Below are 19,529 nucleotides of genomic sequence, written 5' to 3'. Positions count from 1 at the left end.
CATTATCCTCCTACTGTCATCTAAATTTGATTCTATTCTTTTCTTCCCATTTGCGCAATATACAAATTCAGACACGCTATTCTCTTGCGTGTCTGGATTCGCTTTTGAATATTTTTTATTTCGTTTTCTCTTCGTAGAACAGGCAGGCGTTCTTGTCTACCGTGCCCTGGCCGAAGTTTCTTGCTTTGTAGTCTTTCAGCAGTTTGAAATACTGGTTCGAGAGAATCAGGATCACTGCTACGTTGACGAAGGTCGGGATCGCAGATGTGATATCAACGACAGTCCAGATAAAGCCCTGGTTGTTTGTCTTTACCAGATAGATCGTCCACAGTACGCCCGGCAGAGCGCGGACTGCGTAGAAGATTTTCATGACGATATCTTTCATCTTGCCTTCTTTTTTATACAGATGCTCCAGAATTGCCAGATAGTAGGTGAACCATCCGCCGGAAGTCGTTACAGTAAAAATGACCATGATGACTGCCAGAAGGATGCTTCCAAATTTGCCGAATCCGCTTGCAAATGCACTTAAAGCAAGTGTTCCGCCGTTCGTTCCGTCGGTCCAGTTTCCGCTTAAGATAACGGAAAGTGCGGTGATCGTACAGATAACCATGGTATCAAAGAATACCTCGAAAGATCCCCACAGACCCTGCTCTACCGGATGCGGTGTTTTTGCGGAAGCATGGATCATTGGAGAAGTACCCCATCCAGCCTCATTGGAGTATACGGAACGCGCCATACCCACACGGATAATCTCGCTGACTGCGCAGCCGGCAAAACCGCCGATCGCTGCTGTTCCGGTAAATGCGTTTGTTACGATGGCTGCAAATACGCCAGGAACGCGGTTGATGTTGATGATGATCATGCCAATTCCCATCAAGATATAAAGAACGCTCATAAATGGAACGAGCTTGCTGAACAGACTTGCGATTTTCTTCGTACCGCCGCTTGTAACGACATAGGTCAGAATGCAGAGCAGAACGCCCATCACGATAACGCCTTCTACTTTGAAGCTTCCAAGATTGATATTCTCAATACCGAACGCACCGGCTACGACCTGAGATGCGGTCAGGTTGGAAGAGGTTACGAAGAAGGTGGAGAAAATACCGATGCCGAAGATGAGCGCCGGGATCAGCCACAGCTTGCCCCAGTGGCGCTCCTCGCCAAGTCCGCACTCCATGTAGTAAGTCGGACCGCCGTAGTACTCACCTTTTTCGTTGGTGTGACGGTAGTAGCAGCCGAGGGTAACCTCAACCTGTTTTAATATCATACCAAGCAGAGACGAAAGCCACATCCACATAATGGCTCCCGGGCCGCCTGCTGCAACTGCAGTTGCAACACCGGCGATATTACCGAATCCTACGGTACCGCCGATAGCGGTCGAAATCGCCTCAAACGAGGAAAGCATACCCTTTCCTTCACTTGCTTTGTCTTCTTTCTGGAACAGTTTTCCGCCGGTTCTCTTCATAATCCAGCCAAAGTGACGAAACTGGAAAAATCCAGAACGAACGGTAAAGTACAGACCGGTCAGAATCATCAGCGCGATCAGCGGCACGCCCCAAAGGACACCGTCCAGCCAGTTAAGAAATGCTATCATGTCAAAATCCTCCCTTTTTTCTTTTCCGGCAACAGTTTTCTTCAGACGTATCCTGTAACACCCGTTTCGTCTTTCGTTCTCCAACCAAACAGATTTCCACCCCTGGAACCTTTTGTCACGGTTCCAACTGCAGTACAATAAAAAGAGCAGCGGTCTTCACCACTGCTCCATTAAATCTACGTTCATGAAGCAATAGCTCCTCCACCAGTACGGTGAGAGTGCACAGCCTGTTCGACTGTACCCCAACGCAGACAGTTTTTCGGGAACTGCCCCGTTTCGGCGAATGCTCCTTTCCCTGCCCGTCCCAGACCCCGTTGTCTCAGGACAGCTACTCTTAGCCTTCGCGCCTCTATTGCCGAATATGTATATTGACAGGTATTATCATATGTTTCTTTTCGCTACTTGTCAATCGTTTTTTCGACATTATTTTACAAAAATTTTATATTTTCGAAATTTGTCCTGATTTATTTGACTTTCTTGTCTCCCTCTGACGACTTCAGCTGGTTGAACTTCCACAGACGCTCCATATAGCCGGACTGCTCTTTGGCCAGCTCTTCCACATTCGGGTTGTAAATGATTCCTTTTACCATTCATTCTCTGTCTGTCATACTGTCCTCCTGTCTGCTGTAGGATCTAAATAAGTATCCCTTCCAGATGATCCATCTCATGCTGGCAGATCTGGGCTGGCCAGCCGGTGAATTTTTGGCGTTGTTTTTTCCAATTCCAGTCGTAGTATTCGATTTCGATGTTCTGGTACCGCTTTGTTTTCCGCACGCCTGGCAGGGAGAGGCAACCTTCTTCTGTTTCGTAGGGGCCGCTTTTGCGGACGATCACCGGGTTGAACATGATGATGTCGCGGAATCCGGCGTTTACGATGATGATGCGTTTTTTCACGCCGATCATATTTGCCGCCATGCCGACGCATGCCTCGCGGTTTGCTGCCAGTGTGTCCTGCAGATCTCTTCCCACCTGCAGATCTTCCTCTGTCGCCGGGATGGATTTCTGTCCGAGGAAGAGAACGTCTCTCATAATTGGTTTTACCATTTGTGTTTCCTTTCTCTTTCGGCCTTAAAGGCTGAAATCGTTTAATTTTCTATTTGAATCTGCATATCGCACGATGTGCATCCGATTACGGTTTTTCCGCCTTCCTGCTCCAGTCGTTCTACTGTTCCGCCGCAGAACGGGCAGATCCAGTCGATCTGTTTTCCGGCTTTGACAACCTGCATCATGTTGACGAATTTTGTCGTATCTACATTTTTCGAATCACAGTTCTGCGTCCAATCACCGGAGAGTGCTTTTCGCAATTCGCCGTTTTCATTCAGAATGACGGTATCGCCCTCCTCGATGTTCCAGTCATACAGCATCTGATCCTCCTGGCGGATACGCGATTCTGTTCCGTTTTCATCTTTCAAAACAACAACTGCCATGACAGGCTCATCGGCGCTGCGTTCCTCGCAGCCGAAATCAAGGTCTTCCTCAATTCGCATTACCTGATATTTCATAAAAACGCCCTTTCTTCAAATATAATTCATGCTTTTTTGTATTCCACACGGTTTTTGCTGTTACAAAACTTTTTATTCCTGAATCGTAAAAATCACAACCCGCTCCCGGCTGTCCCCGCCCGGAAACAGATCCATACAGTCGATCTCATCGAGAAATTCCAGTTCCGGCACCGTCATCAGATACGAGATATAAGCATCCGACGGGTAATAGAAAAACAACTGGATCTCCCGCGGATTTTCATAGTACGATTCCAGCAGTCTTGCCATTGCTTTTCTTAAAATTTCGAGCGAAAACGGGTTAAAAAAATACACCCGGTCCACTTCCGCAGGAACGGGAAAATTTTCGGCGCTCTCCAGCACAAACTCTGTCCGCGCGCCGGAGACCGCCGCTTTTTTATTTTCCACCGCCTTCGCATAAATCCGGTCATCATACTCCACACCGATGGACCGGCACCGGGTCTGCGCCGATAAGAAGAAATCTACGCGGCCCTTTCCGCATCCGTAATCGAGCAGCGTATTTCCCTTTCGGATCATCCCCGTGTTTGCCATCCGCTCCAGCACGCAGTACGGGGTCGGCTCATACGGATACCAGTACAGATCCGACCGGCTGTCATCCCGCCCCATTGTGTGGATCTGCAGCAGCTTGTCCCAGCGGTTTTCGTTTTTATCCTCTCTCATCGCCCGTCTCCCGATACTGTTCGAATAATTCCAGATACTCCTGTTCCACCGCAGCAAACGGCCGCACCGTGTAGTCCAGCGTGATGTGAAGTTTCGGCGCATCCCCCGCCTGCGGCTCCTCCAGCAGATTCGTCAAATCGTACCACAGCAGATCATTGTCGATCTGTTTCATCATCCGCTGCTCCTCCGCCGTCAGATCACTGCCAAGATATTTCTCATAAATCACCGAAAGCAGATGGTCCTCGATCTCGCGGTACCGCGGCATCTCCTGCTTTAATGGCCGCGGCACGTCCGACATGTAACACTCGCTCGCGTCATGCAGAAGGCACGCCAGCACCAGCCGCCGGGAATAGCCGCGCGCGGCAGCCTCTTTCGCACAGCAGATGCAGTGCTCTCCCACTGACCAGAACGTCGTCACATGGCCGTTTCCGCGGCAGATCATCGGCAGCGCATGCGCAAAATCCTCCACACAGAGCAGCCCCGGATCAGGATGTACGGGATCGAAGTGTTTTCTTGTATACGTCGTTATCGTACTCATTCTTTAACCTCGCTGTACGGCTTTACTGCCGGCTGTCCCGCGTGCGGCTCGCCGATGATTTTTTCCATCCAGACCATATCGTACCAGCGGTCGAATTTGTAGCCGCAGTTGTGGAAGGTTCCCACGAGTTCGAATCCGAGATGCGCATGGAACTCGGCGCTGTTTTTCGTCAGATATTCATCCTCGACCTGCGGATAGCCGATGCAGGCGTAGAGGTTCAGAATGCCCATTTTTTTCAGGCGGTCCGCCAGCTCTTCATACAGTCTCCGGCCAAGGCCTCCTTTTCTTGCATTGTGATCGAGATAAATGGTCAGCTCGCTCGACCAGTCGTATGCGGCGCGGCCGACAAAGGCATGTGCGTATGCATAACCTTCGATTTTTCCATCCTGCTCGATGACGAGGTATGGATATTTTTTCATGATATCACGCATGCGGTTCTCAAATTCTTCCAGAGACGGCACGTCCCACTCGAAAGAAATGACGGTGTATTCTACATAATAAGCATAAATCTCCAGAATGCGTGCGGCATCCTCTATTTTTGCATCTCTGACAGTAATTGTACTCATAATAAATTCCTCCTCTGACCGTACTGCTTGCGTTTTCTGAACTTTATCTTATCACTCCGCTGAAAAATGGACAACATGATTTCCAGATTTCCTTTTTTTCTAAATTTTTCTGTGCTCTTTGCTTTCTTTCCTGTATAATAAAAGAAACAAGACGGATCACTATTTTTCTTCTTAATGAAAGAAAGGAACGTGCCTATGAAAATTTTAAATCTCGAAAACGAAAACCGGAAATTCACCAAGTCCATCGAAAATTTCCACGTCATGGAATATCTCCAGGATTCCAGCGTCTCGCCGATGACTGCCATGGAGGAGTATTACATGAGCAAAATGAATGTGCGCCGCCGCCAGGTTGTCATTGAACTGGACAAGGAGCACTCCGCGATTATCCAGTCCGGTGCGATGCAGTGGATGGGCGGCCATGTACAGGCGACCGCCGGAATCAAAGGGATCGGCGACCTGTTCGGAAAGGCCATCAAAGGCGCCATGACAAAGGAATCTGCCGTAAAACCGGAGTACGTCGGCGACGGATATCTCGTGCTGGAACCGACCTACAAATACATCATTCTTGTGGATGTCGAGAAATGGGGCTCCTCCGGAATGACGATTGAGGACGGCATGTTCCTCGCCTGCGACGGCAGAGTCAAAACCAAACTGACCGCCCGCAAGAGCATTTCCTCCGCTGTCCTCGGCGGCGAAGGCTTCTTCAATCTGAGCCTCGTCGGCAGAGGCGCCGTTGCCCTCGAAAGCAACGTACCTGAGGACGAGCTGATCGAAGTCGAACTCGAAAACGACGAACTGAAAATCGATGGAAACCTCGCCGTCTGCTGGTCCTCCAACCTTGATTTCACCGTAGAGCGCTCCACCGGAACCCTCGTCGGCTCCGCCGTCAGCGGTGAAGGCCTCGTCAACGTCTACCGCGGAACCGGCCGCGTCCTCATGAGCCCGGTCGCCCCGACAGATTCCCTGCCGACTGCAACCAACACGACCCAGGCGAACCCCGCTGTGAAGAACAACCTTCCGCCGGAAAATTAAATTCGAATCCTCTCCGCCCCTATGCCTAATACGCATAGAAAAAAGTCAAATTAAACCTCGTTTTTGATTGACACTTTCTTCAAAGCATGTTAGCGTAAAATACGCACTTATCTTTACATTCTTAAGAAAAACCATACGATAAAATACATGTTCTGGAGAAAATGATGAATAGAATAAACTGGACTGAACTGAAACCGCAGATTCAGCAGGTCGGGCGATTAAGTCTGCCTGCGATTCTTACACAGATTACTACGATTGCGATGCAATACATTGATTCCGCGATGGTCGGCGCGCTTGGGGCGAATGCTTCGGCGGCGATCGGGCTGGTTTCGTCGACGACGTGGCTCCTCAGCGGTGCGATTTATGCGGTTTCAGCCGGTTTTTCTGTTCAGGTAGCGCATCAGATCGGGGGAAATCATGACAAGAAGGCAAGGGATGTTGTGCGGCATGGCATCGCGTCCGCGCTTGTTGTGTCGGCTGTTTTGTGCCTGATCGGGCTTCTGATCAGTCATCCGCTGCCGGGGTGGCTCGGCGGTGCGCAGGAGATCCGGCGGAATGCCACGCTCTATTTTATGATGTTTGCCATCATGCTTCCGTTTTCCCAGCTCAACTCGCTGATGTCGTCCTTCCTGCAGTGCAGCGGTGATATGGTGACACCCAGTATTTTAAATGCCGTCATGTGCGTGCTCGATGTCATTTTCAATGCTCTTTTGATTCCGGTTTTCGGTGTCATGGGTGCCGGTATGGGAACGATGCTGGCCTGCGCCGTCATCAGCCTCACGGGTGCCTGGTTCTGTTGTGTCCGCAATCCGCGGCTGCGTCTCCGCCGGAAGGAAAAAACGGTTTTTGATACGAAAATTCTGAAAACTGCATTCAAAATCGGTGTGCCGGTTGCCGTACAGGAAATCGCGATGAACAGCGCCATGGTTGCTGCCACCATGCTGATTGCCCCGCTCGGCTCCATTGCGATTGCGGCCAATTCGTTCGCCGTCACCGCCGAAGGCCTCTGCTACATGCCAGGCTACGGCATCGGTTCCGCCGCGACAACGCTCGTCGGCAGAAGCTACGGCGCCGGAAATTACAAGCTGGCGAAACGCTACGGAAATATCTGCATTGCCATGGGCGCAGTTCTGATGGCCATCACTGGAGGTCTGATGATGATCTTCTGTCCGTTCGTCTTTAGTATTCTGACTCCTGACCCGCAGGTTCGCTCGTTTGCCGCCGAGGTACTCCGCATCGAACTGCTCGCCGAGCCGTTTTTCGGCGCTTCCATCGTTGCCGCCGGAGCCCTCCGCGGAACAGGCGATACGTTTGTGCCAAGCCTTCTGAACCTTGGCAGCATCTGGGTCATCCGCCTCGGTCTCGCGGTGCTTCTCATCACCCCGCTCGGCCTGCGCGGCATGTGGATCGCCATGGCTATCGAGCTCTGCATCCGCGGATTGCTGCTGCTCTACCGCCAGCATACATCGAAATATTATAAACTGCCCGCAGCCTGACTTGGCGGCAGCGTATAGAAAAAGCGCTTATTTGAGATTTCATTCCCGCCTCAAATAAGCGCTTTCTATTTTACCTTATCCCTTGTTTCAATTCACAGTCGGTATTTTCACGGAGTCTGACATGTCGAAAATAGTTCGACTGTGACTTGCCTCATGTCTGTGGAGGATACCGATTTCTCTCCGCCCGCCACTGCCGTTATGTTTCTTTTAACAATTCATCCCACCACTTTAGAAGCGGGGGACTTCTTGTCTACTGGTATTAAAACTGAATCACTTCCGGCTCATCCGTAAAGGAGCTGATCATTGCCGTTGCGTTCTGGAAATTTTAAACGTCTCAACCTCCACAACCCGCTCTTTCCCTCTCGTTCCCCAGATCATCAGATGGACCTTATATTCCACCGAATCCCGTGCATAAAAGAATGGCTCCTCGCGCAGCAATGATGCGCGTTTTCCTTCGGCTTCCAGTATCTTTTTCCGTTTCATTGCCTGCTCCTGGATTTTTCGGATCTGGGTTCCTTCTTCGCCGGTGAAGCGTCGTTTCGGATAATTCTGTGCTTCGCGGGCCAGTTTTTTTTCCAGTAAATCCACGACTTTCGCGTGGCGGCTCGTATGCAGCAGTTTTGCGATCTGTTTTGCGAGGAGTTTTCCCTGCCATTTTTCATAAAGTGCAAGATACCACAGCAGCACTTTATCGCCTGCCTCCGATGCCAGTTTTTTCATCTCCGTAATTGCCTCTTCCGTCGCTTCCCACCACGGGCATGACGGTACGAGATACTGATCCGGCACGGCCGGGTAGCAGCAGAAATTGAGCGGCGGGAAATTGGCCAGCGATGCCAGACGCATTTCTTCCTCGGTGCAGAACGCCTCGCCGAGGTATTCCAGCTTGTCCCGCAGGATCGCAATACGGAACTCAATCTGCCGCAGATACTCGTATCCGTCCACCCAGAAATGACCCGTTTTTCCGTAATCAAACAGATGCACTTCCAGTGAAAGGCGGCTGAAAAACAGCGTGCACACCGTCTCTTTCTGCCGCACGATCAGAACGTACTGCTCCCCGTCTTTTTCCAGTGCAGCATCTATTTCTCCCTCGTATTCCTTCTGATACGTTCCCGTCAGCTCCGCGTCATGAAAAACGAGAAAGCTCTCTGCCGCATCGTTCATCAGATAGACAAGCCAGATCTCCTTTTCTCCTCCACCGTACCGCTCACCCGGAAGCAGCAGCTCGAACTGCCCCTGCGAAAGAAGCACATCCAGCCTTTCCAGTTCCTCGGTCCATGTGATATTTTCTGCAATTTCCATTCCGTGATTCTCCCCTGTTTTCTTTTACTTCCTATGATACACCATAAAAAGGCTCCACTGCAATCCAAAGCAGTAGAGCCCCTTCTCCAAATTTTTCTGTTATTAATCCGTCCCGTTATCCGGCGCATGCCGTCCGCACTTTCTCGTCCAGCGTCGTCTGAATCTCTTTTAAGTTCACCGGTTTCGGAATATACCCGCGTCATGCCCGCATCCGCGCACCGCTTGCGGTCCGTTGCAAAGGTATTTGCTGTCATCGCAAAAATCGGAACATCATTGTCCTCACGCACACTGTTTCGAATTTTTTTCGTCGCCTCGATGCCATCCATCACCGAAATGTTCCATATTTACGCAGCTGGCTGCCATTTTACAGGCCCTGTAGCTTTGCGTCACAGCCTTTCGACTGCTTTGCCGAGATTCTTTTTTTATTTTAATTCATTGCTGTAAGACTCTCTTCTCCTTTCCCATCGGAATATGATATAATGACCTCTGGATTTTGGCAGATTACTGTTTTTAACATTGGAGGTGTACGATGAAATACAGACTCATAACAGAAAACGATTTAGAATATGTTGTCGAAAAAAATAATGAATACTACAACAATGTCGAAGGCTGCTGGACCTATGAAAAAGCCTATAAGAGAATTTATCAGGTACTCACAATGGAAAATTCCTGAAGTAAACTGCGGAATCGCAAGTATGTGTTTCGTCTTGAAAAAGCAGCAAAAATATAGTATAATATTTTTGTTTCTGACCTGGCTGAAACATTTATAATTCTTGTTTCTGTAGCTCAGCAGGATAGAGCGTCCCCCTCCTAAGAGAAAGCCGAGGCATTCCCCAAAGGGAAAAAATGAAAAACAACTTTCAGTTCGAATCTATTCTGAAAAATGCCAAAGGTGACAACAAAGCATTCCCCAATTTGGGGAACGTTCTAATGTTACCAAAGTAAAAAAATCTGTAGATTGACAACTCGAAAAAGAGTTGATAATCTTATATATGGCCGAAGGGAAAAATCCCAGAAACCCAGTAAAATCAAGGGTTTGCGGCATGTGTCGTCATAGCTCAGCTGGATAGAGCACTCGCCTCCTAAGGGCTTGTTGGAGCAATCGCCCAACACTGAAAATTTTATATACGTCCATGTACCTCAGCAGGATAGAGGGTTCGCCTCCTAAGCGGCAGATGGTTCGATTCCTTCGAGCAGTAAAAATTGCATAAATCTTAAAAATGTCTCAGTAGCTCAGCTGGATAGAGCACACGCCTCCTAAGCGTGGGGTCGGAGGTTCAAATCCTCTCTGGGACGCCAGAAAGCACCGCTGCAAGCCTTTTTTCGGGGTTTGCAGCGTTTTTTTGTTCCTCCTTCTCCCGGTAATTTCACTTCCGTTACCGGGAGATTTTTATACGCCGCATGATGTATATTTGCTAATTGGACTCGAACGCTTTTCAGAAATTTGCTAAGAAAATTCTGCGTTTTGCTAATTCGATTTTTCGGATCACTTTGCCGGGGCTTGCGCCGCTATCAGGGCTGCGAGCGCACTCGCCAGCTCCGGCGACTTCTGAAGCTGCTCCACAAGGCTTTCAAGGTCCAGGGTCGCAGGCTCCGATTTTGCCGGTTCCTCCGGCGGACGGACATTGCGAAGATCAGGCTTGGCATAGAAGGCAGTCTCGAATTTCTGAGCATTGACCTTTCTATCCTCGTCCAGAATGTGAGCATAGATACTGGTTATCATGTCGATCTCGGCATGGCCCGTATCGCCCTGGGTGGCTTTCAGATCGCCGTGGTTCAGTTTCAGTTTGTAAGTGGTACTGGAATGACGGAGAGAATGAAAGACCACCTTCGGCAGCCCTGCGTCCTCACGGAGCTTTGCAAACTCTTTGAGGATGATCCGATCTTCGCAGGGCCGTCCATTTGGAAGTGCCACCACCAGATCGAAGTCCTGATACTCGTCACCCAGGAAGCCTTTCAGCTCGTCCTGGGACTTCTTCCATTCCCGCAGAATGTAGGCAAGCGTTTTCGGCAACCACACCTTACGGATACTGGAATCGGTTTTCGGCTTTTTCAGGATAATTCTTGTGCTGGTGTTCGGCATGAGCGGAGTGAAGATGTAATAGATATCCTTCTCGCCCAGCGTTTCAATCGCCCGTTTGGATGCCCGTGTCAGCTCCTTGTCGATGTAGACATAGGCGTTATCCGCCGCAATATCTTCATCGGAAATATGGACGTTCTCCCAGGTCAGCCCCAGGATTTCACCCATCCGCAGAGAGCAGGCAAAGGAAAGGTTCATTGCTACATAGAGCTTGCTGTCCGTGCATTTGTCCAGGGCAAGACGGATCATATCCGCCGTCCAGATATCCCGTTTCGCATACTCCGTTTTCGGGAGGATCACATTGTCAAAGGGATTTCTTGCAATGATTTCCCAGCGTACCGCCTGCTTAAACGCACACCGCAGGAGCTTGATAATCTTTTCAATGGTCTTGTCGCTGACATAGGTGGTAACGGCCTTTCGGGTCTTGGTAGACACCGACTTGGTTTTCTGCAAGGTCTGGATATAACCGTCAACCGCACGGGGAGTAACCGCCTGTACCTCCATATCTCCAATAATCGGATTGATATAGTTCGCAATCAGCGCCGTTTGGCTGTCATACATAGACACGCCCCATTTCTTTTCTCCGTAAAGAGATACGAAGTCATAAAGGAACTCGGTGATCGTCTGATTGCTTGGCGGGAGAAAAGTTCCCGTGTGCTGCTGATTTTCAATTTCCGCCTTGCGCTTCAAGGCCTCTTTGTGGGTATGCCAGGTTTCCCACTTCTGTTTGGTTTCTCCGTTTTCGTCCACATAGTTGTAAACAACGGAATAGTTTTTCTTTCGCTTGATAATAGATGCCATATCGATCTTCCTTTCTTGGATCACAGGTCGAGGGAGTCAAGCCACTCGTCAAATGACCGCTTGGAAATGCGTATGGCGTTACCAATTCGCACGATTTTGAAGTGCCCTTCTTTTACAAGGATATATGCGGAAGTTCTTCCGATGCCCAGAATTTGAGCAATATCGTCAACCGTATACGTCCTTCTTTCAGGGGTTTCTTTCTTCGTGCCGTTCCATGTTTGAGACATGAGAACCCCCTTTCAGTTATGAAAAGGAACAGCACGAATATGTGTGGGTAATATAACTTCCACCATCATTTTACCGTGCTGCTCCGTGTTTGTCTGCTGCTAATTGAAAAGTTTACGATCTATCCATAAACTTTCAAAAAAGAAAAGTAGGCTTACGGACGGCTGCTGGCACAGCTCCACGGGAGTCTAACCCCGGCCCATGCTGATGGGTGCGGCGCACAATGCTTTGTGGGCGTTCAATGCGCGAGTATCTTTGACCCTGCCCGTGCGTCGTCGCCCGCAAGCAGCCACGCTTGCTTTGCGGTCTGGTGCTGTTCGCTCGCCCGTTACAGTGGTTCCGTCCTGCGGACTTGAAACGAGGTCATGGCGCACCGGCCGTATGGCTCGGCACAAACAGGAATGTATCCGTTTGCCTTATACTGCGGCGTTGGCCTCCCAACGGGCTTTCTTTGTCAAGGAGCTGCCTCCGTTCACGAAAGAGAGAAACAGGGAAAGGGTAAGCTGTTTCTGCTTTCAGACCGGGCTTGTCAACTCATGCTGACAATGGAATGAATGAGCTTGATCTCCAATCGGCGCTTCATGTACTCGTCCACTCGAACATGGGGTTGGCCGTCAGGATCGTAAAGCGTCCGGGTGCAGAGCTTATTGATATAGCCCTCATAATACCGGAGTACCTGATCCACAGCCTGAGAGTCCCCGTCACGGGCGGCGTCGATTACCGAAAGAGGAAGAAGCTCCTTGCCCTTGTAAGTGGGTTTCTTCATACCTTCAACCTCCCTTCGGCATGAGTGCGGCCAACTTGATCCGCAGCTCGGTCAATGATTTTGCCCTTCGCCGCTGAACGGCACTGCGAGACATTCCAACAAGGCGACCAACCTCCTGATCCGGCAAGTCCAGAACAAAATGCAGGATCAAAATACTCTGCTCCTGAACAGACAAACCAGCGAAGGCATCAGCCACAAGCTCGTTTTCAATATGTAGGTCATACCCGTGGGACGAGAATGTAAATCTGTCACTGGGGTAATTATCTACAACGCAGAGCTTGTCCATCTCCATTTGCGGAAGGTCGCTGAATGACAGTTCCCTGTCACGGCGCCTCTGCATTTCCCGGAGGTAGTCGATTGCCTCATGGTACAGTACCAGCTTGCAGTAAGCATCGAACTGGCACCGCTCGCCATAGTCATTGCGGGGGATCATATCCATCTTTTCACCCCCTTTCCTGGGGGAATGAGGTGGGTTTCTCCCTTTCCGCTAACAAGGCGAACGCAAAGCCGCTCGCTACCCGCTAAAAGCCTCCTTTTTGAAAATTTCTCAAAAATTTTTTTCGAGGCGGGCTTGTCATCGGAAAACAGCAAAAAGCGCCCAGCAAGTCGCAACGGACCTGCAGGGCGCAGAAATGTTTTATGAAGAAGATTGCTTACATGGTATAGTTCATATCCAAAGTCGGACTGCTCCGATGGAGGGGCTACGCTTTTTTTAGCTGGTGCAGATCACGCGAACAATGAAATAATAAAATGAACACGGCAAAATAACCTCCCATCGGCTACCGTGTCCCTACAAGTCGTCATTGGTTTGTGTAGACGCAAAGAAACGGCGGCTCTGAAAATCAAAGCCGCCGTTTCAAATGGGCGTGTTGATAGGCTGCTGTACGACGGCTTTTTTTCTTTTGCCGTCGTGCGGCAGCTTGTTCCTTTTGCGCTTATCTTAACAAGCAATCCTCACAGAAATGTCACTGACACACGCTGTTTCGACAGAATAATGGGCTGAAATCTCACGAACCTGTGAGATTTGAAAAACCGGGAGAATAATCTCCCGGTTTTCATCGCAAATATTTAATTCTGCCGCAGTCTCTCTACAACGCTTTGCTTAACATTTTGCATGAAAGTTATGACGGGGGTTGCCAAGCAGACCAGCAAAACAATAGCTGCGACAACCAACAGAGAAATTACAGGATAGTGAAAAGCTGCATAAGGAACCATTCTTCTAAAGGCTGAGTATATTGGAATATATATCGCTGTTCCCAGTGTGGCAAGCAGTAGGAAAGAAATACTCCAATAATACCCGCCTTCCCAAAGCAATACATTTCTAATTTGCTTTTTCGTCATTCCTATACTTTCAAGTGTTGCAAATTCATGTTTCCGAGTATTTACACTAACAACCATTGTGTTAATGAAATTCATAATTCCTATCAGCAAAAATACAGCGGACAACCCTGCGGCTATAATCCTTGAGGTCAGCAAATATCCGGCCATTTCTTGCTGCTTTTCATATCGTGACAGAATCGTAATGCCCGGTGACGAAGCAGTAATGGATTGAAGCTGCTCCATAATCCCTTTGTCATAACTGCTATCAATCGTATCAAAAGCAATCCGAAAGATTTTGGTTTCTCCAGACAACTTCTCTATTGCCTGCTCACTGATATACAAATCAGGGGCAGTACCTCTCTCATTTCCTCGACCACTCTGAAAATCAGCGTCCAGAAAGCCAGTTGCCACTGTAAAGACCTGTTCCCCGGACTCACCGACAACGGTGATTGCTTGCCCTGGCTGAATCAATAGGTTTCCCTCATCATCCGTCATAGCGGACAAAACCACCAACTCTCCCTTTTCAAAGGCGGTTAAGTCAATAGGCTTATCAAGCGTTTTATTAAGTTCTTCGATATATCTGGAATCTATTCCGTAAACGCCGCTCCAAAAATTATCTGTATAGTTTTTTCGTGTTTCCGCATTTGAAAAATCAAGACCTGATACGCCATCCAAGGAATCAATATATTTCCCGAATACATTTTCGTCGTAAATGACATCCATAGTGGGCCACGGTGAAGCAGAATAAGTGACGCGCAGATTTTCAATTCCCTGCATTGTTTCAATTTGCTGCAACATTTCATCAGAGAGCAGGTTTCCTTCTTCGGAAATGCTGTAAGTCAATGCGAAATCACTTTCTCCCCATTGATTTACAAAATTGTCGGGACTTAGGCTTGATAGTAGACCAGCAGAAACCAAAAACAATATTAAGCCTAAAAATAAGGACGCAAAAGTAAGGAAAGCGCTTTTAGGGTTTCTAAAAATATTATCTCGTGCCATCCGAGATAATTTTGTTCTATGGCTCTTATGATCTCGGTAACTCCTTGTATTTGCCTCCGTATAGCGTGAAGCCGCAACAGGAGAAATACTTGCAGCTATTTTCGCTGGTTTCATGCTGCCGATGATTGCAGTAAAAAATGTGAAGATTGCGGCACCCGCAAAAATAATGGGGGAAAAGGACACTATCTCCCCATGGTCTGTATCGCTTGAGTACATCATATTCATGGCAAACGGAACAAGTCCAAGCGAAACAATACCACCGACAATCAGACCGCTGGGAATACCGATCACCGCCGTTCTGAATATTTGAGAACGCACGATCCGCTTGATTTGTCTTTTTGTCGTGCCTATCGTTTTAAGCTGTCCATAGAATTGTGTATCTCTTGAAATTGAGATATACAGAATGTTATAAATCAGCAAATAGCCGCTGATAATGATAAAGACGATAATAGCAGCCAGTGGAAGAACAATGGTGGTGGAATTGCTCTGAGCAATAGGTACAATTTCAAAGGACTGACTTTCTGTAAACGAAATCTTCCGTTTTAGTTTTTCACAGGATCGCAGGGCATTACTGTCATCAGAAAAAGAAATCATTGCGGTAGACACACTATCAAAGGGAAGCCCTGTTTGTGTTGCAAAAAGCTCCGAAACATAAGCGGCACCACGGTTGCCTGCACGTGAAGCCGAATAATCTGTGTAATAGCCCGACAAAACAAATTCATCGGAGATATATTGATAATCTGTTCCGAGTTGATAGGAAAGGGAAATATTCATCCCTATCTGTGGATCATCAATCCCCATTGCACGCAAAGCCCATGTAGGGAGCATAATTTCATTTTTTGCTTGCGGATAATCTCCGTGTATATCCGAAATTGTTGGTACACGGTGTTCTTGCCATTCTGTTTCGTCTATCCAAGTAATACTCAGCAGGGCATCGTCCATTCCAGATGTATCAATGCTGCCCAATCTCTGACTGATACCAACTACGGATACCAAGCTGGATCGGCTCAATTCTTCATATTGTTCTTCTGAGAGGCTTGTAATTGCCACATCCGCAGTCGTGCCCATCGCACGAATTTGCTGCATTTGATAGGTTTCAAAATAACTGCACCCCAAACTAAATACAGATGTGATCATAAAGGCGGTCAAGAATAATGCGATGGTAACGAAAACATTTCTCTGCTTATTAGCGCGGTAGCTTCTTTTGGCAAGACGATTGATTGTTGCCTGATTATTGTTCCCAAATAAAATATCATCCATCAATGTCACCCCCTGTCACTGTGCGATTTTTCCGTCCTCAATACGGATAATTCGGTCGGCAAGCTGGGCAATTTCATTGTTATGGGTAATCATTACAAGCGTTTGATGGAACTTCTGACTTGTAACTTTCAGCAAACCAAGAACATCACTACTTGTCCGGCTATCCAAATTGCCTGTCGGTTCATCTGCAAGTATAATAGCTGGTTTGGAAACAAGGGCGCGGGCAATCGCTACACGCTGCTGCTGGCCGCCGGACAGATTGTTAGGCATACTGTTCAGCTTCCCATCGAGAGCCAACATTTTCACGACTTCATCCATAAACCGCTTGTCCACGGTATCACCATCCAGCTCCACCGGCAGGACAATATTTTCATAGACATTCAGCACAGGAACAAGATTGTAATTCTGAAAGATAAACCCGATGTTACGTCTGCGGAAGATGGTAAGCTGTTCATCCTTGAGTTTCGATAATTCTTTCCCTTTTACTTTAATACTGCCGGAAGTTGGCGTATCTAACCCGCCCATCATGTTCAGCAAAGTAGACTTACCGCTGCCGGAAGTACCAACAATGGCAACAAATTCACCTTCCTCAATGGATAGGGTCACGCCATCCAATGCTTTTGTAATGTTCGGTTCGGTGCCGTAATATTTCTTCAAATCTGTCGTTTGTAATATGCTCATATAGAACACCACCCTTTCTTTTTGATGGCTCTATCATAAAAGGTAAACCTCACAGAAATGTCACGGGAAACAAAATACCTCTGTTTAATTAAATCTCAAATGTCATAGGCCTGTGACATTTTGTTTTTTAGCGTACTTATTTTATTGTCGAGGCAGAAAGACGGAAAAAGTTGAACCCCTCCCAACCTCGGATGTTACCCGGATATAACCGCCTTGCAAGGTTACGATCTCACGAGCCAGATATAGACCAATACCAATTCCATCTACATCATGTACGATGTCCTCTCGATAGAAACGCTTGAAAATTGCTCCCTGATGCTGTTCTGAAATGCCAATGCCTGTATCTGCAATGTCGATTTTCACATACATTTCCCAACTTTCAACCGAAACACGGATTTGACCGCCCTCCGGCGTATATTTCACTGCATTGTCCAAAATATTGAACAGTGCTTCGCTTGTCCATTTTCTGTCATGGGAAACGACCAAGTTCTCCGGGCAGTCCACTTGAACATTGATCTGTTTTTTCTCGGCGTTCAGAAGAATACCTCCCAATGCGGCGGCAAGCGTGTCATAAAGCGGCTGGCTTTTCTTTTCCAGAGAAATAACACCTGTTTCCAAACGAGAGGTTTTAATCATAGCCTGCATGAGAAAATCCAGTTTATCAAGCTGGCTGGCCTGTGCCGTTAGAAACTCTTTTTGTTTTTGCACAGGGACTTCATTTTCAAGCAGAGTGCTGTTAATCATTTTCAAGTTCGCAATCGGGGTCTTGACCTGATGGGAGATGTCGGAAATCAGTTCTTGCAGGTCAGCCCGTTCTTGTGCAATGCCGTTCTTGTTTTCCTGCATGACTTCATATAAACGGTTCAGCCGATATTCAATTTTATAGAAAAGACTTTCTTCTTCCACAGTCTGTTTCGGCTGCATATTCCCGGATAACATATCATCCATTAAACTGCAAAAAGCATCGGAGAACATTGCCAGTTTGCGGCGAACCAGCACCATAAAACAAACAGCGCAAACCAGCACAAAAATGCCGAACAATAATACATACCAGACAGCGGTTATATTTTGGGTCAGCCCATACAAAGCTGCTGAAACCGTCCCCATTGCCACCAGCAGGAGAACAGCAAAAAAGATACAGGCTTTGTTGACGGAAAGTTTTCGCACATTCATTTCAGCGCTCCTCCGATCCACATATAGCCCATACCATATACCGTTTTGATATACTGACGGTCAGGTGTTTCGATTTTGTTTCGTACCCGGCTGATCGCCGCAGTCAGAGCGTGTTCATCCACAAAATTTCCGTCTGCGTCCCACAGCTTTTCCAACAAGACTTGCCGGGTCAAAACAATCTGCGGATTTTTCATCAGGATTTTCAAAAGTCGATATTCCAGTGGGGTGAATGTAAGTGGCTTTCCTGATAGAGTAGCACTCATTTCTGAAAAATTGATGGTCAGTGTGCCATCCTCATAAGTATCACCACCATATTGTTTTGTCAGCCTACCCAGCACTACCGCTAATTTCTTTTGAAAGACGCTCATAGGGAAAGGTTTTGTCACATAATCCTCTGCGCCCAGTTCATACCCTTTGAGCATATCGCTTTCCATATCATTTGCGGTCAGAAAAATAATAACGGTATCAGGGCGACGCTCTTTTATTTCCCGGCAGAAGTCAAAACCGTTCCCGTCCGGCAAATTTACATCCAGCACAATCAGGTCATAGTCCTGCTTTGTCAAGAAACTACTGGCCACTGATTTTGTCAGTGCAGAATCAACCGTATAGCCCGCAGTATTCAAGTTATAGCATAAAGTATTATTCAAAAGCCGATCATCCTCGACTACTAAAATTCGCATGGTATCACACTCCTTCATTTTCAGTGTAGCACCCAAATGTCACAGAAACCTCACTGAGATTTGTTTTCTTTTCTCCGCCTGTCTACTGGCTTCTCTGCATTTTTAGGAATAAGCCAAATCGTCGCCATTTTTACAGCACCGGGGATGCGCCCAGATGTACACAAATAATTTATCTGGCGCGGCGTAACATTCCATTTTTGGCTTGCCTCTTTTAATGTTATATAGTCCATTTTGCACCTCCTAAAATATTATATTTCGTCTGCTCGAAGAATACAAGGTTAAAGATATGAATTATAAAATGTAGTCAGAATGGATATCACATCATTCCACGCGCAAACTATGAAATATAGAATGTATGTGGGTGATGTTGAATGGCAAAAGTGAAAGACTGCCCTGGCTTTGAAACCTTCGGTGCAGATGTAAAAGAAGCACGGAAGGCGAAGAACCTTGCACGAAAAGATTTAGCCGAAAAGGTGAATATTGATACCAGGTATCTTGCCAACATTGAAAACGAGGGCACGATCCCCAGCCTGCCGGTCATCATACAGCTTGTAAAAATCTGCGGCCTGCCGATGGAGAGATATTTCAATCCAGAGGTCATGCGAGAGGAAAGCGAGCTGCGCCAGCGGGTCGGACAGAAGTTAAAGCTCTGCCCGGAACAGTATTTGCCTATCGTGGAGGGTGCCATTGACGGGGCCTTAAAAATTGAAAAGCCGAATGAAGAAACGGAGGGTGTCTGAACATCCTCTGTTTTTCTTATTTTGCGAGCATTTTGAGGTTTCCGAAACGCTTTATAAGTAGGGATAAGATACGGTAGCAAGCACAGCAAGCGAGTACCC

General features: G+C 47.7%; 21 protein-coding genes, 1 tRNA gene and 2 riboswitches. Of the genes, 5 read left to right on the top strand and 17 right to left on the bottom strand.

What is annotated here, in order from left to right; genetic code table 11:
• Positions 1-115 precede the first annotated feature (115 nt).
• The 7 genes from DWX26_RS11430 to DWX26_RS11405 form a co-directional block, all read right to left on the bottom strand.
• Positions 116-1,594: an alanine/glycine:cation symporter family protein gene (locus DWX26_RS11430; protein WP_117510525.1), complete on the bottom strand. Its 1,479-nt coding sequence runs from the start codon at positions 1,592-1,594 to the stop codon at positions 116-118.
• Positions 1,595-1,779: 185 nt separating this feature from the next.
• Positions 1,780-1,954, bottom strand: a riboswitch (Lysine riboswitch).
• A gap of 104 nt (positions 1,955-2,058) precedes the next feature.
• A complete protein-coding gene (locus tag DWX26_RS17395; RefSeq protein WP_279220572.1) occupies positions 2,059-2,184 on the bottom strand; it encodes a maltose acetyltransferase domain-containing protein in 126 nt (41 codons plus the stop codon).
• 43 nt (positions 2,185-2,227) lie between these two features.
• Positions 2,228-2,638 (bottom strand): peptide deformylase, encoded by a 411-nt coding sequence (locus tag DWX26_RS11425; protein ID WP_022461821.1) that lies wholly within the window; start codon positions 2,636-2,638, stop codon positions 2,228-2,230.
• Positions 2,639-2,679: 41 nt separating this feature from the next.
• A complete protein-coding gene (locus DWX26_RS16915) occupies positions 2,680-3,096 on the bottom strand; it encodes a hypothetical protein (protein WP_199676804.1) in 417 nt (138 codons plus the stop codon).
• Between the two features lie 72 nt (positions 3,097-3,168).
• A complete protein-coding gene (locus DWX26_RS11415) occupies positions 3,169-3,774 on the bottom strand; it encodes a class I SAM-dependent methyltransferase (protein ID WP_118601458.1) in 606 nt (201 codons plus the stop codon).
• Positions 3,761-4,312 (bottom strand): hypothetical protein, encoded by a 552-nt coding sequence (locus DWX26_RS11410; RefSeq protein ID WP_022461824.1) that lies wholly within the window; start codon positions 4,310-4,312, stop codon positions 3,761-3,763. Before DWX26_RS11410 ends, DWX26_RS11415 begins: the two co-directional genes overlap by 14 nt.
• A complete protein-coding gene (locus tag DWX26_RS11405) occupies positions 4,309-4,878 on the bottom strand; it encodes a GNAT family N-acetyltransferase (protein WP_118601457.1) in 570 nt (189 codons plus the stop codon). The genes DWX26_RS11410 and DWX26_RS11405 overlap by 4 nt, the downstream gene beginning before the upstream one ends.
• Positions 4,879-5,073: 195 nt before the next feature.
• Between DWX26_RS11405 and DWX26_RS11400 the strand changes: the two genes are divergently transcribed.
• Together DWX26_RS11400 and DWX26_RS11395 are read left to right on the top strand one after the other, a co-directional pair.
• Entirely contained in the window at positions 5,074-5,910 is an 837-nt protein-coding gene (locus DWX26_RS11400; protein WP_117805128.1) for an AIM24 family protein, read from the top strand.
• A gap of 164 nt (positions 5,911-6,074) precedes the next feature.
• Positions 6,075-7,406, top strand: a complete 1,332-nt coding sequence (locus DWX26_RS11395; protein WP_243030642.1) for an MATE family efflux transporter — start codon at positions 6,075-6,077, stop codon at positions 7,404-7,406.
• Between the two features lie 300 nt (positions 7,407-7,706).
• On the opposite strand, the gene DWX26_RS11390 is transcribed toward DWX26_RS11395, so the two are convergent.
• Positions 7,707-8,705: a DUF3878 family protein gene (locus tag DWX26_RS11390; protein WP_117510510.1), complete on the bottom strand. Its 999-nt coding sequence runs from the start codon at positions 8,703-8,705 to the stop codon at positions 7,707-7,709.
• Positions 8,706-9,049: 344 nt separating this feature from the next.
• Positions 9,050-9,125, bottom strand: a riboswitch (cyclic di-GMP riboswitch).
• Positions 9,126-9,234: 109 nt separating this feature from the next.
• Between DWX26_RS11390 and DWX26_RS16765 the strand changes: the two genes are divergently transcribed.
• A complete protein-coding gene (locus tag DWX26_RS16765; protein ID WP_158565922.1) occupies positions 9,235-9,378 on the top strand; it encodes a hypothetical protein in 144 nt (47 codons plus the stop codon).
• 549 nt (positions 9,379-9,927) lie between these two features.
• Positions 9,928-10,004, top strand: a tRNA-Arg gene (locus tag DWX26_RS11385).
• A gap of 187 nt (positions 10,005-10,191) precedes the next feature.
• On the opposite strand, the gene DWX26_RS11380 is transcribed toward DWX26_RS11385, so the two are convergent.
• The 9 genes from DWX26_RS11380 to DWX26_RS11335 all read right to left on the bottom strand — a co-directional run bounded on the left by DWX26_RS11380 (position 10,192) and on the right by DWX26_RS11335 (position 18,920).
• Positions 10,192-11,586, bottom strand: coding sequence for a site-specific integrase (locus DWX26_RS11380; RefSeq protein ID WP_172680789.1), 1,395 nt, complete (start codon positions 11,584-11,586; stop codon positions 10,192-10,194).
• Between the two features lie 20 nt (positions 11,587-11,606).
• A complete protein-coding gene (locus tag DWX26_RS11375) occupies positions 11,607-11,813 on the bottom strand; it encodes a helix-turn-helix domain-containing protein (protein ID WP_005541444.1) in 207 nt (68 codons plus the stop codon).
• 527 nt (positions 11,814-12,340) lie between these two features.
• On the bottom strand, positions 12,341-12,577 hold the full coding sequence (locus DWX26_RS11370) for a helix-turn-helix domain-containing protein (protein WP_007705888.1): 237 nt from the start codon (positions 12,575-12,577) through the stop codon (positions 12,341-12,343).
• 4 nt (positions 12,578-12,581) lie between these two features.
• A complete protein-coding gene (locus DWX26_RS11365; protein ID WP_118601455.1) occupies positions 12,582-13,016 on the bottom strand; it encodes a sigma-70 family RNA polymerase sigma factor in 435 nt (144 codons plus the stop codon).
• 629 nt (positions 13,017-13,645) lie between these two features.
• The gene (locus tag DWX26_RS11355; RefSeq protein WP_118601454.1) at positions 13,646-16,156 is read right to left on the bottom strand and encodes an ABC transporter permease; all 2,511 of its coding nucleotides are present in this window, start codon (positions 16,154-16,156) and stop codon (positions 13,646-13,648) included.
• A gap of 15 nt (positions 16,157-16,171) precedes the next feature.
• On the bottom strand, positions 16,172-16,837 hold the full coding sequence (locus tag DWX26_RS11350) for an ABC transporter ATP-binding protein (RefSeq protein WP_054754173.1): 666 nt from the start codon (positions 16,835-16,837) through the stop codon (positions 16,172-16,174).
• 141 nt (positions 16,838-16,978) lie between these two features.
• Positions 16,979-18,010 carry a sensor histidine kinase gene (locus tag DWX26_RS11345; protein ID WP_117461331.1) on the bottom strand — a complete coding sequence of 344 codons (1,032 nt, stop codon included), beginning with the start codon at positions 18,008-18,010 and terminating at the stop codon, positions 16,979-16,981.
• Positions 18,007-18,690 (bottom strand): response regulator transcription factor, encoded by a 684-nt coding sequence (locus tag DWX26_RS11340; RefSeq protein ID WP_117718965.1) that lies wholly within the window; start codon positions 18,688-18,690, stop codon positions 18,007-18,009. Before DWX26_RS11340 ends, DWX26_RS11345 begins: the two co-directional genes overlap by 4 nt.
• Before the next feature lie 50 nt (positions 18,691-18,740).
• Positions 18,741-18,920: a hypothetical protein gene (locus tag DWX26_RS11335; protein WP_005335797.1), complete on the bottom strand. Its 180-nt coding sequence runs from the start codon at positions 18,918-18,920 to the stop codon at positions 18,741-18,743.
• A 141-nt stretch (positions 18,921-19,061) separates the two neighbouring features.
• Between DWX26_RS11335 and DWX26_RS11330 the strand changes: the two genes are divergently transcribed.
• Positions 19,062-19,430, top strand: coding sequence for a helix-turn-helix transcriptional regulator (locus tag DWX26_RS11330; protein WP_021738115.1), 369 nt, complete (start codon positions 19,062-19,064; stop codon positions 19,428-19,430).
• The last annotated feature ends 99 nt before the right edge of the window (positions 19,431-19,529 follow it).

Source organism: Blautia sp. AF19-1 (genome assembly GCF_003479155.1).
In the GTDB taxonomy this organism is placed as follows: Bacteria; Bacillota; Clostridia; order Lachnospirales; family Lachnospiraceae; genus Fusicatenibacter; species Fusicatenibacter saccharivorans.
Note: the sequence above shows the minus strand (reverse complement) of the source record. Positions and strands in the feature narration are given on the sequence as shown.